This is a genomic window from Pseudomonas sp. UBA6753 (assembly GCF_002453565.1).
In the GTDB taxonomy this organism is placed as follows: Bacteria; Pseudomonadota; Gammaproteobacteria; order Pseudomonadales; family Pseudomonadaceae; genus Aquipseudomonas; species Aquipseudomonas putida_Z.
The window spans coordinates 58,905-72,769 of sequence record NZ_DKHD01000032.1 but is presented as its reverse complement, the minus strand read 5'-3'; the positions used below and the strand labels follow the sequence as shown (position 1 = coordinate 72,769).

The following is a 13,865-nucleotide window of genomic DNA, read 5'->3' as shown; positions in this document are numbered from 1 at the left end:
CCGTTACAATGCGTCACCGTGCCGACGACCGCGTCGGAAAGTTCAGCCGAGGTGCTACATGGATATCATCGAAACGATCAAAGAGCAGATTGCTAACAACACCATTCTGCTTTACATGAAAGGCTCGCCGAATGCCCCGCAGTGTGGCTTCTCTGCGCGTGCATCGCAGGCCGTGATGGGTTGTGGCGAGAAGTTCGCCTACGTCGACATCCTGCAGAACCCGGAAATCCGTGCGAACCTGCCAAAGTACGCCAACTGGCCGACCTTCCCGCAACTGTGGGTAGCCGGTGAGCTGGTCGGCGGCAGCGACATCATGCTGGAAATGTTCGAGAAGGGTGAGCTGCAGACCCTGATCAAGGAAGCGGCTGCGAAGGCCAAGGCTTCCGAGGCCTGAATTTCCGGCAAGCATGAAAAAACCCGCTGATCGCGGGTTTTTTCATGGGGCGAATATTTATTCTTCGCCCATCTGCGACTGCAGGTAGTTCTCGATACCAATCTTGTCGATCAGCCCCAGCTGGGTTTCCAGCCAATCGATGTGTTCTTCCTCGGACTCGAGGATGTCTTCGAGCATGTCACGCGAGCCAAAGTCGCCAGCGGTTTCGCAATGGGCGATGGCTGCTTTCAGGTCGACCAGGCCTTTCTGTTCGATCTTCAGGTCGCACTCGAGCATTTCCTTGGTGTGCTCGCCAATCAGCAGCTTGCCCAGGTCCTGGACGTTGGGGATGCCTTCGAGGAAGAGAATACGCTTGATCAGTTTGTCAGCGTGCTTCATCTCGTCGATGGATTCCTTGTACTCGTGCTTGCCGAGTTTGTTCAGGCCCCAATCTTCGTACATGCGTGCGTGCAGGAAGTACTGGTTGATCGCGACCAGCTCGTTTCCGAGGATCTTGTTGAGATGCTGGATGACGCTTACGTCGCCTTTCATGTCGGGTTCCTGCCCTGTAGAAGTGTGCCAATACAGTGAAGTTTGAGCCCGATACTTAGGTGTGTCAAACCTAAGTTCTTGAATAATAAGTGAAAATTAATGGAAATAAGAATGTTTGTGAACCGCGTTGGAGCGCTAACTTATTGAATTGCGGGCATAAAAAAACCGGACGCAAGGTCCGGTTCTTCGAATTCTGGGTTTTCAGGCTGCGGTAAATTCCACGGGGTAGGGCAGGGCTGCCTGGCTGACCTGGAGTTCGGTCAGGGTCTCGCGGACCACCTGCTTGGCCACGCAGGCACATTTGCCACACTGGCTGGCGACATTGGTCGCGGCTCGCACTTCCTTGTAGCTGCAGCATCCTTCATAGATCGCATCGCGGATCTGTCCGTCGGTAACGCCGACACAAAGACACACATACATAAAGGCTGACCATCGTTGGTGGGCTCGATGGGGTGGAGCTTAATGTTAATGAGAATGCTTGTCAAAGGAGTTTCTGAAAGGGCCGTGCTTGAGCGACCGGCGGTTGCTTCGTCGTTGGAGTCGGCCTGTCACCAGAAGCCGTGTATGATGGTCGGCCTTTGTTGGATGTCGGGCAAGCCCGTCTGGCCCGGCAAACGGTTTTTCACCCTCATCAGGAGATTACAATGAGCGTACTCGTTGGTAAGAAAGCCCCCGATTTCACCGTTCCGGCCGTGCTGGGCAATGGCGAGATCGTCGACAGCTTCAACCTGGCTTCGGCCATCAAGGGCAAGTACGGCCTGGTGTTCTTCTACCCGCTGGACTTCACCTTCGTCTGCCCGTCCGAGCTGATCGCCCTGGACAACCGCATCCCTGACTTCCAGGCGCGCAACGTGGAGGTGATTGGCGTGTCGATCGACTCGCACTTCACCCACAACGCCTGGCGTAACACCCCGGTCAACAACGGCGGTATCGGCCAGGTCAAATACACCCTGGCTGCCGACATGACCCACGAAATCTGCAAGGCCTACGACGTCGAGTCCGAAGGCGGCGTGGCCTTCCGTGGCGCCTTCCTGATCGACACCAACGGCGTTGTCCGTTCGCAGATCGTCAACGACCTGCCACTGGGCCGCAACATGGACGAGCTGCTGCGCCTGGTTGACGCCCTGCAGTTCCACGAAGAGCACGGCGAAGTCTGCCCTGCCAACTGGAAAAAAGGCGACAAAGGCATGAACGCTTCGCCGGAAGGCGTTGCTGCCTACCTGAGCGAGAACGCTGGCAAGCTGTAATTGCCGCGTGCATGAAAAACCGGCCCTTGTGGCCGGTTTTTTTGTGCCGTCCTGTGCCGGCCTCTTCGCGGGCTTGCCCGCTCCCACAGAAATCGCACAATGGCTGAGGCCACTGCAGTACCTGTGGGAGCGGGCAAGCCCGCGAATGCTTTTTCAACTCAATCGTTGAAATCGCGCCAGCCGCCCATCTCTTTCCAGCGGTTGACGATGCCGCAGAACAGCTCGGCCGTCTTCTCGGTGTCATAACGCGCCGAGTGCGCCTCACGCCCGTCGAAGTCGATGTCTGCGCTCTGGCAGGCCCGCGCCAGTACGGTCTGGCCGTAAGCCAGGCCCGCCAGGGTAGCGGTGTCGAAGCTGGAGAACGGGTGGAACGGGTTGCGCTTCAGGTCATTGCGCGTTACCGCCGCATTGAGGAAGCCCAGGTCGAAGCTGCTGTTGTGGCCGACCAGGATCGCCCGCTTGCAGCCATTGGCCTTGAGCGCCTTGCGTACGCCGCGGAAGATGTCGGTCAGCGCACTTTCCTCGCTGACCGCCATGCGCAGCGGGTGGTCCAGCTTGATCCCGGTGAACTCCAGCGCGGCCGCCTCGATGTTGGCGCCCTCGAATGGCTCCACCCGGTGGAAGTAGGTGTGCTCGGGGAACAGGAAGCCCTTTTCGTCCATGCCGATGGTGACAGCGGCAATTTCCAGCAGGGCATCGGTAGCGCTGTTGAAGCCGCCGGTTTCAACATCCACTACTACCGGCAGATAGCCGCGGAAGCGCTCGGCCATCGGGTGGCGCGAGCCGCTGCTGCCTTGGGTGTCCAGGTCGTCTTCGTAGAGGTCTTCGCTCACGCGTTTTCCTCCAGCAGGCGCCAGCGCAGTTTTTCGCCGGCGCGCAGCGGGACCACGGTCTGCTCGCCAAACGGCAGGCTGTCCGGGGCGGTCCATTCTTCGCGGACCAGGGTAATGGTGTCGGTGTTCGCCGGCAGGCCGTAGAACGCCGGGCCGTGCAGGCTGGCGAAGCCTTCCAGCTTGTCCAGCGCGTTACGCTGCTCGAATGCTTCGGCGTACATCTCGATGGCTGCGTAGGCGGTGTAGCAACCGGCACAACCGCAGGCGGCTTCCTTGGCGTGACGGGCGTGCGGGGCCGAGTCGGTACCCAGGAAGAACTTCGGGTTGCCGCTGGTGGCCGCGTCCAGCAGCGCCACTTGGTGGGTGTTGCGCTTGAGGATCGGCAGGCAGTAGAAGTGCGGGCGAATGCCGCCAACCAGCATGTGGTTGCGGTTGTACAGCAGGTGCTGCGCGGTGATGGTCGCGCCGACGTTGGCCGGGGCCTCGGTGACGAACTGCGCGGCATCGCTGGTGGTGATGTGCTCGAACACCACCTTCAGCGTGGGGAAGCGCTCGACCACACGGCGCATGTGCTCGTCGATGAAACGCTTCTCGCGGTCGAACACGTCGATCTCGCTGCGGGTCACTTCGCCATGCACCAGTAGCGGCATGCCAACTTCCGCCAGCGCCTCGATGGCCGGGAAGATGTTGTCGATGCTGGTCACGCCCGAGTCGGAGTTGGTGGTGGCGCCGGCAGGGTACAGCTTGGCGGCGTACACGAAGCCGCTGGCCTTGGCCGCGCGGATGTCCTCGGGGCTGGTGCGGTCGGTGAGGTACAGCACCATCAGCGGCTCGAAGCGGCTGCCAGCCGGGCGGGCGGCCAGGATGCGCTCACGGTAGGCGCCGGCCTCGACGGCATTGCGTACCGGCGGAACCAGGTTGGGCATGATGATGGCACGGGCGAAAGTACGCGCCACGTCGCCAACGGTGTGGGGCAGGACGGCACCATCGCGCAGATGGATGTGCCAGTCGTCGGGACGCAGGAGGGTCAGGCGATCGGACATTGGGGATTCCAGGCGGGTCGAACTCAAGCCCCAATGCTACCGGAAAACCCTGGGTGGAGCACGGCTATCAAGTTTTCCGGCAGGCGTCCGATAGCCTGCAGGTAAGCCGTCAGAATTTGTGGAGCCGCCCGTGCGCCAGCGTTACCTAGCCCTGTTGACCCTGTTCGCCAGCCTGCCGGCCGGCGCGCTGACCTTCCAGACGCGCATGGAGAACATCGCCTGGAAGGTCGAGGGTGACCAGTTCGAGTGCCGGCTGATCCAGCCGATCGACGGCTTCGGCAGCGGCGAGTTCGTGCGCCGCGCGGGCGAGCAGCCGGTGTTCCAGCTGCGTTCGGACAGCAATGTACTGGGTGCGGGCACGGCCACCTTGCTGGCAGCCGCTGCGCCGTGGCAACCCGGGCGCAGCGACATCAACCTGGGCAGCGTGCGTATGGCCCGCACCGGGGTGCTGTTCAGTTCGTCCCAGGGCCAGGCCAGCCGCCTGATCAACGGCCTGCTCGATGGGCGCAGCACGGTGGTACGCAATTACGCCGGCGAGGCGGGCAGGCCGATGGAAGTGCGTGTGCTACCGGTCAGCTTCGCCAAGGCCTACAGCGACTATCAGGCCTGTGCCGGCAAGCTGCTGCCGATGAATTACGATCAGGTGCGCCAGACCCAGGTGGGCTTCCCCGGGGGCGGCTTCGAGCTGGATGGTGCGGCCAAGGCGCGGCTGGACGTGATCCTCGACTACATGAAGGCTGACCTGACGGTGAACCATGTCGAGCTCAACGGCCACTCCGACAACAGTGGCAACCGCCTGACCAATCGCGACATGTCGCGCCGCCGGGCACTGGCGGTGGCCGACTACCTCAAGGCCCATGGCGTTCCGGAAGAGCAGATTACCGTGCGTTTCCACGGCGAGCGTTACCCATTGGCGAAGAACACCAATGCTGCCAACCGGGCGCGTAATCGTCGGGTGAATATTGAACTGGATCGGGTGACGGTGATCGAGAAGCCGGTGGAGAAGCCTGTCGAAAAGGCCCCTGAGCCAACACCTGCCAAGTCCTGAAGGCCGCTCCAACACGGTATTTCATACTTTCCGACGGTAAGTCGCCCTTCCGAAACTTCCTGTCGCTTTGTCGTCAGAAGCTGTCGCCCCACTGTAAATTTATCCGTAACGTCGTTAGAATCGATCCCTTTCCGTACAACCCCGTGGAGTGATGGCATGGCGGACGTAAAAAAGGTCGTACTGGCGTATTCCGGCGGCCTTGATACTTCGGTGATTCTCAAGTGGCTGCAGGATACCTACAACTGCGAAGTGGTGACCTTCACCGCTGACCTGGGTCAGGGCGAAGAGGTCGAGCCGGCTCGTGCCAAGGCCCAGGCAATGGGCGTTAAAGAGATCTACATCGACGACCTGCGCGAAGAATTCGTGCGTGATTTCGTGTTCCCGATGTTCCGCGCCAACACCGTCTACGAGGGCGAGTACCTGCTGGGTACTTCCATCGCCCGTCCGCTGATCGCCAAGCGCCTGATCGAAATCGCCAACGAAACCGGCGCCGACGCCATTTCCCACGGCGCCACCGGCAAAGGCAACGACCAGGTGCGTTTCGAACTGGGTGCCTACGCCTTGAAGCCAGGCGTCAAGGTAATCGCCCCATGGCGTGAGTGGGACCTGCTGTCCCGCGAGAAACTGATGGACTACGCCGAGAAGCACGGCATCCCGATCGAGCGCCACGGCAAGAAGAAGTCGCCGTACTCGATGGACGCCAACCTGCTGCACATCTCCTACGAAGGCGGTGTCCTGGAAGATACCTGGACCGAGCACGAAGAAGACATGTGGCGCTGGAGCGTCTCGCCCGAGAACGCCCCGGACCAGGCTACCTACATCGAGCTGACCTACCGCAACGGTGACATCGTTGCCATCGACGGTGTCGAGAAGACCCCGGCCACCGTCCTGGCCGACCTGAACCGTATCGGTGGTGCCAATGGCATCGGCCGTCTGGACATCGTCGAGAACCGTTACGTCGGCATGAAGTCGCGTGGCTGCTACGAGACCCCAGGCGGCACCATCATGCTCAAGGCCCACCGTGCCATCGAGTCGATCACCCTGGACCGCGAAGTTGCTCACCTGAAGGATGAGCTGATGCCGAAGTACGCCAGCCTGATCTACACCGGCTACTGGTGGAGCCCGGAGCGTCTGATGCTGCAGCAGATGATCGACGCTTCGCAGGTCAACGTGAACGGCGTGGTACGCCTGAAGCTGTACAAGGGCAACGTCACCGTTGTCGGCCGCAAGTCGGACGACTCGCTGTTCGATGCCAACATCGCTACCTTCGAGGAAGATGGCGGCGCCTACAACCAGGCGGACGCAGCGGGCTTCATCAAGCTCAACGCCCTGCGTATGCGCATTGCTGCCAACAAGGGCCGCTCGCTGCTCTGATCGCTGGCATGTGCAGCAAGAACCCCGGCTCAGGCCGGGGTTTTTTTTGGCTGTGATATCAATGGCCGTCGCTCGCCTGCTGTCCATCAAGCGCGCTGATCGATAGTTGTGCGCACTGGCGTCTATCCAGGTTGCAAAACCGCCACGTGCGCGCTTGCTGCGGCGGTTGGGCAAGGGCGGACAGCAATTGCTGCTCCATCATGCGATAGGCATCCGGGCCGGAAAACATGAATGTGACAGGCTCACCCTGCAGCGCTTCGCTGGTATTACCGGGCATTGCATGTTTGGCCACATCGCTCTGTGTCGAGGTGTTGTCATTTGCCGTCCTGTTTGATGAAGGGTCGTAGAACGACTTGTAATTGAAGTTGAGCGTGAGGAAGAACAGTGCCGTCAGGAAGAATGGAAAGCCCACCAGGAACCAGGTATAGAGCTTTTGGCTGGATTCGCTGAGAAACGGCAATGTGGCAAGGGCGGAGGCTTCGATAATCCCTGCGAAGATGGCAATGATCGTCAGCGGGGCGACAGGTTGTACTTGGTGCATATGGGTCGTCTCCAGCGATTTTGCACATCTTTGCCTTACGGCGATGCTCAACTAAAGACTGGATTGTTTCCCGGGTGAGAATAATCGCTCGGAATTCTGATGGCCGTGTCTGTTCAGCGTATTTGAACTGAATATTTCCCGAGATGTCGGCCGGTTTTCAACTGGTGCACTTTTACCGGCCGGTGATACCGTTCATTCGGTAACAGGGGATTTGATTGTTACAAGTGCATCAGTTGAGTGTAGGAAATTTCTGTAAGTGTTGTAGGTTCTATCTGTTCATATATTTCGCCGGTAAATCACCGCGCCAGTAAGCGTTCTGTAGGTTATCTTGGCGGGCCAAAGCAAAAGCAATGAATGGATATCGCATGAATAAAGTGCTTATCGTGGATGATCATCCGGTCATACGCCTGGCCGTACGCATGCTGATGGAGCGGCATGGGTATGACGTCGTGGCGGAAACCGACAACGGGGTGGCTGCGCTGCAACTCACACGGCAACACCTGCCGGATATCGTGGTGCTCGATATCGGTATCCCCAAGCTGGATGGCCTGGAGGTGATCGGTCGCATGACAACTTTCAGCCCGGGCAGCAAGGTGCTGGTGCTCACATCGCAGGCCCCCGGCAACTTCTCGATGCGCTGCATGCAGGCGGGGGCTGCGGGGTATGTGTGCAAGCAGCAGGAACTCACCGAGCTGCTGAGCGCCATCAAGGCCGTGCTGTCGGGCTACAGTTACTTCCCCAACCAGGCCTTGCATGTGTCACGCGGCAGAGGCGGAAGCGAGACGGATATGGTCAACCGCCTCTCGGCGCGCGAGATGACGGTGTTGCAACAGCTGGCGCGAGGGCGTTCCAACAAGGAGATTGCCGACAGCATGTTCCTCAGCAACAAGACGGTCAGTACCTACAAGTCGCGCCTGTTGCTCAAGCTCAATGCGCGCTCGCTGGTCGACCTGATCGAGCTGGCGCAGCGGCAAGGGTTGAACTGACCGCCAAGGCCGTAAAGCCTCCAGCCAGGAGGCTTTGCCAGGGTTACAGATCGTAGTCGAAGTCGGCCAGCTGCTTCTGCAGGCGCCTTTCTTCCAGCATATTATCGATGGTGCGGCGCTTGCTCAGGTTGGTCTTTGCGGTTTCTACCTGGGGTTCCGCTTCGTCATCCGCGGCAACAAAATCATCTTCGATCGACAGGTCGTCTTTATCGCTACTCATGAGTCGCTCCAAGCCAAGGGGCCATTGGCCGTCCTTATAACCAGAAAGCAGACGCTGGTAAAAAAGATTTTTTCAATCGCTGCAGGTGGTTTCCAGCTATCGACTCAATCGTCGGAGGTCTTGTGCTTGTACTCGCACAAATCTTCGATCCGGCAACTGCCGCAGCGCGGCTTGCGTGCCTGGCACACATAGCGCCCGTGCAGGATCAGCCAGTGGTGGGCGTCGAGCAGGTAATCCTTTGGCACGAACTTGATCAGCTTTTTCTCCACCTCCAGCACCGTCTTGCCTGGCGCAATGCCCGTGCGGTTGCTGACCCGGAAGATATGGGTATCCACCGCCATGGTTGGCTGGCGGAACGCCGTGTTGAGCACCACGTTGGCGGTCTTGCGGCCCACGCCGGGCAGCGCCTCCAGGGCTTCGCGGGTTTGCGGTACCTGGCTGCCATGGCGTTCGATCAGCAGTCGGCAGGCTTCGATGACGTTCTTGGCCTTGCTGTTGTACAAGCCAATGGTCTTGATGTACTCGCTCAGGCCTTCGACGCCCAGCGCATAGATGGCCTCGGGGGTGTTGGCGACCGGGAACAGGCGTGCGGTGGCCTTGTTGACGCCGACATCGGTGGACTGCGCAGACAGTGTCACGGCGACCAGCAGTTCGAACGGGGTGGTGTAGGCCAGTTCGGTCTTCGGGTCGGGGTTGTCTTCGTGCAGCCTGCGAAAGATCTCCAGGCGTTTGGCGGCATTCATGAAATCAGAGCTTTCCTTGACGACGTGGTTGGGCGGGGCCCGGGCGCAGGCGATTGTACAAGGCCAACAGCAGTCCGAGCAGTAGCAAGGCGCCCGGGGCCAGACTGGCCAGGTGCAGGCCGGTACCGTCGGCCAACCATTGGCGGCTGGCGCCGAGCAGCAGGCATGTGGCAAGCAGCGCACAAAGGTGGCCGGCGAGCAGGCGCCAGCGCCCTTGATCGGGCAGCAGGTGGTCAGTGGCCAGGCATTGCAGGCACAGCAGTGCGGGATAGTGGCCGAGGGCAAGTGCCACTGGCAGCAGCCAGGCACGCAGCGCCAGTTGCAGGCAACTGGCCAGGGCCGCCAACAGCAGCAGGCTGGCCAGCACATAGGTCCAGGTGGCAAGCCGCTGGCGCAGGGGGGGCCAGCAACAACTGGTGAAGGCTGCTCATCAGCACCGCACACACGCCGATGGTGGCGCCTTCGCTCAGGGTTCGGGTGGCGCCCAACAGGGGCACCAGGCTTGCGCCGAGCAGGCACAACCTATTCATGCATGGCGCCCTCCAGCAATACGCTGCGCTGCTCATCGAAGTAGCTCAGCGCTTCCTGCAGCGCGCCGATCACCGCCCGTGAGGTCACGGTTGCGCCAGCCAACTGGTCAAAGTCGCCCTGGTCGCGCTTCAGCGCCCAGCGATCGCCCAACTGGCGGTTGGCAAATTGCCCAAGCCAGTTCAGCTGCGGATCACCCAGGCGTGCACCCAGCCCGGGGCTTTCCTGTTGCTCGACTACCTGGCTGCCGATCAGCCGGCCGTCCGCGGTGATGGCCACGCTCAGCACGATCGGCCCGGCATAGCCCTGGGCCTGGGTGACCAGGATGATGGCGGCCGGCTTGCCTGCCAGCGTCGCCCGGTAAGCTGCCAGGATACGGCTGTTTGGCCGCTGTGCGGCGGGCCTGGGCAGCGGGCTGTCCAGGGGCTGGTTGTCGTAACTGCCTTCTGGCAGCACTGCCAGCCGCTGACGGCTATTCAGTTGTTTCTCGGCGTCGGCGATGGCCGCGCTGGTCCAGTGTCGCCAGGCCAGGGTGGCCGACAGTGCCAGTACCCCGGTCAGTAGCAACAGGCCCACATCACGTACCAGGCGCTTCATCGTGCAACCTGCTGGCGCTGCAAAGCCAGGCGTTCGAGGCTCGGCGCCATGAGGTTCATCAGCAGGATGGCGAATGCCGTACCGTCCGGGTAGCTGCCCCAGGTGCGGATCAGGTAGATCAGCAGGCCCGCCCCCAGGCCAAACCCCAGCTTCGCCCACTCCTGCCGGGGGCCGGATACCGGTTCGGTGGCAATGAAGAACGCCGCCATCATGGTCGAGCCGGAGAACAGGTGCAGCAGCGGGGAGCCGTTGGAGTCCGAACCCGAGCCATTCCAGCCCAACAGGCTGAACAGGAACAACCCTGCCAGCAGGCCAACCGGCGCATGCCAGCTGATCACCTTGCGTTGCAGCAAAAACAGGCCGCCCAGCAGGAACGCCAGGTTGACCCATTCGCTGCCCCGCCCTCCGATGCTGCCGAAGCCCGGGTGGCTGGCGAACAGTTCATCGATGGTCAGGCTGCGGTTGTGGCGCAGGCCGTCGAGCAATGTCGGCTGGGCCCAGGCATCGATCTGCTCACCGCCGGCGAACACCAGCTGCAGGCTGTCGAGCAGGCCTGGTGCCGGCCCCGGCCAATGGTTCATCTGCAACGGGAAGCTCAGCAGCACGAAGGCGTAGCCGACCATGGCCGGGTTGAACAGGTTGCGCCCGACCCCGCCAAAGGCCTGCTTGCCGATGCCGATGGCAACGCTGGCTGCGACCACAGGCAACCACCAGGGCGCCAGGGTGGGCAGGGCGGCGGCCAGCAGCACGGCGGTCACCAGCGCGCTGCCGTCATTCAGCGCAGTGCGCAGCGGTTGTGCTCGCAAGGTAAGCAACAGCGCCTCGCACAGCAGCGCGGCGCTGGCGCACAGCAACAGGTTCAGTAGCAAACTCCAGCCATGCAGCCAGAACAGCGCCAGCAGGCCAGGTACGCAGGCCAGCAACACCAGGCCCATGCTGGTGCGTAGCCGCGGGTCGGGCTTGGCGGTCATTGGGCGAACAGCCCGTTGAAGCCGGAAAACGCCATGGCCATTACCCCGGCCCCAAGCAGTTCGATGGGCAGGCCGCGCATTGCCCCGGGGACGTCGGCATGAGCGCTGCGCTGGCGCAGGTCGGCGAACAGCACCAACGCCAGCCAGAAGCCGCCGCCGGCCAGCAGGCCTTGCAGCAAGGTAGCGAGCCATGTGCTGTCGTCGCTTGCCTGTTGCAGGGCCAACCCCAGTACTACCGCGTTGCTCAACAGCAGCGCGGGCAGTTGCGTCACCGGCCAGCTCGGGCGCCACCTTGTCAGCAGCCATGGCACGCCCCAGGCAAGCACGGCCAGCCAGGGCAGCAACAGGAACAGGGCAAGGTCCTGGGCCTGCAGCGGGGCAAGCAACCCGCGCACCAGTAGTTGTGCGCCGATCACCCCCAAGGCAATGCACAGTGCGCAGGCGAGGCCGTGCACATGGAGGTGCAGCCTTGGGAGTGGCTGTTGTTGCAGGCACAGGTGATTGACCAGCGCAGCGCTGATCAGGACCAGGATGTAGTCGCTCATGAGATGACGATAGCCGGGAATCGGGGCGATTGTCCGGGTTTGGCATCAAGGTGCCGGAGTCATTGTGAGAGCGGGCGTGCCCGCGAACACCGGCAACGCCGGTGCCATGCACCGCGTAGTCAGTTTCGCGGGCACGCCCGCTCCCACAAGGTCCAGCAGGTTTTGTTACTTGATGCGCTGGCCCGGCTTGGCACCGCTGTCCGGGCTCAGCAGGTAGATTTCTTCACCGCCAGGCCCGGCCGCCATGACCATGCCTTCGGACACGCCAAAGCGCATCTTCCGTGGCTTGAGGTTGGCCACCATCATGGTCAGGCGGCCTTCCAGCTGGGACGGGTCGGGGTAGGCCGACTTGATGCCGGAGAACACGTTGCGGCGCTCGTCACCGATGTCCAGGGTCAGTTGCAGCAGCTTGTCGGCACCCGGCACGGCCTCGGCCTTGACGATCAGTGCAACGCGCAGGTCGACGGCTGCGAAGGTGTCGAACTCGATTTCCGCCGACAGCGGGTCCTTGGCCAGCTCGCCGTTGCCGGCCGGGGCCTTGGCTTCGGCGGCCAGCAGGTCTTCCTTGCTGGCGGCGACCATGGCTTCGACCTTGGCCGGTTCGATACGGCTCATCAGCGCCTTGAACGGGTTCAGCTGGTGGTTTTCCAGGCGCGACAGGTGGTCGTTCCAGGTCAGCGGTGCCACGTTGAGGAAGGCCTCGGCGTCGGCGGCCAGCACTGGCAGGACAGGCTTGAGGAAGATCACCAGTTGGCGGAACAGGTTGATGCCCTGGGCGCAGATGGCCTGCACTTCATCCTGCTTGCCTTCCTGTTTGGCCAGCGACCATGGTGCCTTGTCGGCGATCCAGGCGTTGGCACGGTCGGCCAGCGCCATGATTTCGCGCATGGCACGGCCGAAGTCGCGGCCTTCATAGGCGTCGGCGATCGACGGGGCGGCCGCCAGGAAGGCTTCGGTCAGCTCCGGTGCGGCATCGCCAGCCACCATCACGCCTTCGTTGCCCTTGTGAATGAAACCGGCGCAGCGGCTGGCGATGTTGACCACCTTGCCGACCAGGTCGGAGTTGACCTTCTGCACGAAGTCTTCCAGGTTCAGGTCCAGGTCATCGACGCCACGGCCCAACTTGGCCGCGTAGTAGTAACGCAGGTATTCCGGCTGCAGGTGGTCGAGGTAGGTGCGGGCCTTGATGAAGGTGCCGCGCGACTTGGACATCTTGGCGCCGTTCACGGTCAGGTAGCCGTGCACGTTGACCGCGCTCGGCTTGCGGAAGCCGGCGCCTTCGAGCATGGCTGGCCAGAACAGGGCGTGGAAGTTGACGATGTCCTTGCCGATGAAGTGGTACAGCTCGGCCTTGGAGCCTTCGTTCCAGAACGCGTCGAAGTCCAGCTCCGGGCGGCGTGCACAAAGGTTCTTGAAGCTGGCCATGTAGCCGATCGGTGCATCCAGCCACACGTAGAAGTACTTGCCTGGCTCGCCTGGGATCTCGAAGCCGAAGTACGGCGCGTCGCGGGAGATGTCCCATTCCTGCAGGCCCGAGTCCAGCCATTCGGCCAACTTGTTGGCTACCGCGTCCTGCAGCGTGCCGCTACGGGTCCACTGCTGCAGCATGGCCTGGAAGTCCGGCAGCTTGAAGAAGAAGTGCTGGGAATCACGCAGTACCGGGGTGGCGCCGGAGATCGCCGACTTGGGGTTCTTCAGCTCGGTGGGCGCGTAGGTGGCGCCGCATTTTTCGCAGTTGTCGCCGTACTGGTCTTCGGCCGCACACTTGGGGCAGGTGCCCTTGATGAAGCGGTCGGCGAGGAACATGCCCTTTTCCGGGTCGAAGTACTGGGTCACCGAACGGGTGGCGATGTGCCCGGCGTCACGCAGGCGCGCGTAGATCAGGCCCGACAGCTCGCGGTTTTCTTCGCTGTGGGTGGAGTGGAAGTTGTCGAAGTCCACCAGGAAGTCGGCGAAGTCGCTGCTGTGTTCGGCCTGGACGTTGGCGATCAGCTGTTCCGGGGTGATGCCTTCCTTCTCGGCGCGCAGCATGATGGCCGAACCGTGGGCGTCGTCGGCGCAGACGTAGATGCACTGGTTGCCGCGCAGCTTCTGGAAGCGGACCCACATGTCTGTCTGGATGTACTCGAGCATATGGCCAAGGTGGATCGATCCGTTGGCATAGGGCAAGGCGCTGGTGACGAGAATCTGACGTGGCTCGGACATGGTGGCTCGGCTACTTATCTGGCGACGGGGTAAAAATGAGGTTGATCGGCCACTATAAA

At 61.8% G+C, this 13,865-nt stretch carries 16 protein-coding genes and 1 pseudogene; 5 read left to right on the top strand and 12 right to left on the bottom strand.

The features are described 5' to 3' along the window. Positions 1–58: 58 nt before the first annotated feature. Positions 59–394, top strand: a complete 336-nt coding sequence (grxD, locus tag B2790_RS12065) for a Grx4 family monothiol glutaredoxin (protein WP_003254949.1) — start codon at positions 59–61, stop codon at positions 392–394. Between the two features lie 57 nt (positions 395–451). Here grxD and bfr read toward each other — a convergent pair whose 3' ends face one another. Then, positions 452–925, bottom strand: coding sequence for a bacterioferritin (bfr, locus tag B2790_RS12060; RefSeq protein ID WP_003258014.1), 474 nt, complete (start codon positions 923–925; stop codon positions 452–454). A gap of 201 nt (positions 926–1,126) precedes the next feature. Further along, positions 1,127–1,345, bottom strand: a complete 219-nt coding sequence (locus B2790_RS12055) for a bacterioferritin-associated ferredoxin (protein ID WP_003254947.1) — start codon at positions 1,343–1,345, stop codon at positions 1,127–1,129. Positions 1,346–1,569: 224 nt separating this feature from the next. Here B2790_RS12055 and B2790_RS12050 point away from each other — a divergent pair, with 224 nt between their 5' ends. Continuing rightward, positions 1,570–2,172, top strand: coding sequence for a peroxiredoxin (locus tag B2790_RS12050; RefSeq protein ID WP_003254945.1), 603 nt, complete (start codon positions 1,570–1,572; stop codon positions 2,170–2,172). Between the two features lie 158 nt (positions 2,173–2,330). On the opposite strand, the gene rnt is transcribed toward B2790_RS12050, so the two are convergent. Then, complete coding sequence (gene rnt, locus B2790_RS12045) at positions 2,331–2,942, bottom strand: ribonuclease T (RefSeq protein ID WP_230388460.1); 612 nt, start codon at positions 2,940–2,942, stop codon at positions 2,331–2,333. Positions 2,943–3,001: 59 nt separating this feature from the next. Next, positions 3,002–4,048, bottom strand: a complete 1,047-nt coding sequence (gene pyrC, locus B2790_RS12040) for a dihydroorotase (protein ID WP_015271562.1) — start codon at positions 4,046–4,048, stop codon at positions 3,002–3,004. 130 nt (positions 4,049–4,178) lie between these two features. Between pyrC and B2790_RS12035 the strand changes: the two genes are divergently transcribed. Together B2790_RS12035 and B2790_RS12030 are read left to right on the top strand one after the other, a co-directional pair. Next, on the top strand, positions 4,179–5,096 hold the full coding sequence (locus B2790_RS12035) for a flagellar protein MotY (RefSeq protein ID WP_286918908.1): 918 nt from the start codon (positions 4,179–4,181) through the stop codon (positions 5,094–5,096). 156 nt (positions 5,097–5,252) lie between these two features. Next, the gene (locus B2790_RS12030) at positions 5,253–6,470 is read left to right on the top strand and encodes an argininosuccinate synthase (RefSeq protein ID WP_013973956.1); all 1,218 of its coding nucleotides are present in this window, start codon (positions 5,253–5,255) and stop codon (positions 6,468–6,470) included. Positions 6,471–6,528: 58 nt separating this feature from the next. Here the strand turns inward: B2790_RS12030 and B2790_RS12025 are convergent, their stop codons facing one another. Further along, positions 6,529–7,011, bottom strand: a complete 483-nt coding sequence (locus B2790_RS12025; protein WP_286100424.1) for a hypothetical protein — start codon at positions 7,009–7,011, stop codon at positions 6,529–6,531. 365 nt (positions 7,012–7,376) lie between these two features. Between B2790_RS12025 and B2790_RS12020 the strand changes: the two genes are divergently transcribed. Further along, positions 7,377–7,997 (top strand): response regulator transcription factor, encoded by a 621-nt coding sequence (locus B2790_RS12020; RefSeq protein ID WP_023660944.1) that lies wholly within the window; start codon positions 7,377–7,379, stop codon positions 7,995–7,997. Positions 7,998–8,040: 43 nt separating this feature from the next. Here the strand turns inward: B2790_RS12020 and B2790_RS12015 are convergent, their stop codons facing one another. From B2790_RS12015 to metG, 7 genes and pseudogenes are all read right to left on the bottom strand, one after another. Further along, the gene (locus tag B2790_RS12015) at positions 8,041–8,217 is read right to left on the bottom strand and encodes a PA3496 family putative envelope integrity protein (RefSeq protein WP_003258006.1); all 177 of its coding nucleotides are present in this window, start codon (positions 8,215–8,217) and stop codon (positions 8,041–8,043) included. Positions 8,218–8,321: 104 nt separating this feature from the next. Beyond that, entirely contained in the window at positions 8,322–8,960 is a 639-nt protein-coding gene (nth, locus tag B2790_RS12010) for an endonuclease III (protein ID WP_025340388.1), read from the bottom strand. 4 nt (positions 8,961–8,964) lie between these two features. Further along, a pseudogene (locus B2790_RS12005) lies at positions 8,965–9,490 on the bottom strand (Rnf-Nqr domain containing protein). Continuing rightward, the gene (locus tag B2790_RS12000; protein WP_274079423.1) at positions 9,483–10,085 is read right to left on the bottom strand and encodes an RnfABCDGE type electron transport complex subunit G; all 603 of its coding nucleotides are present in this window, start codon (positions 10,083–10,085) and stop codon (positions 9,483–9,485) included. The pseudogene B2790_RS12005 and the gene B2790_RS12000 overlap by 8 nt, the downstream one beginning before the upstream one ends. Then, positions 10,082–11,056, bottom strand: coding sequence for an RnfABCDGE type electron transport complex subunit D (locus B2790_RS11995; RefSeq protein ID WP_274079424.1), 975 nt, complete (start codon positions 11,054–11,056; stop codon positions 10,082–10,084). Before B2790_RS11995 ends, B2790_RS12000 begins: the two co-directional genes overlap by 4 nt. After that, the gene (locus tag B2790_RS11990; protein WP_286918907.1) at positions 11,053–11,601 is read right to left on the bottom strand and encodes an Rnf-Nqr domain containing protein; all 549 of its coding nucleotides are present in this window, start codon (positions 11,599–11,601) and stop codon (positions 11,053–11,055) included. The genes B2790_RS11995 and B2790_RS11990 overlap by 4 nt, the downstream gene beginning before the upstream one ends. Positions 11,602–11,766: 165 nt before the next feature. Then, positions 11,767–13,806: a methionine--tRNA ligase gene (gene metG, locus B2790_RS11985; protein WP_015271555.1), complete on the bottom strand. Its 2,040-nt coding sequence runs from the start codon at positions 13,804–13,806 to the stop codon at positions 11,767–11,769. Positions 13,807–13,865: the final 59 nt, after the last annotated feature.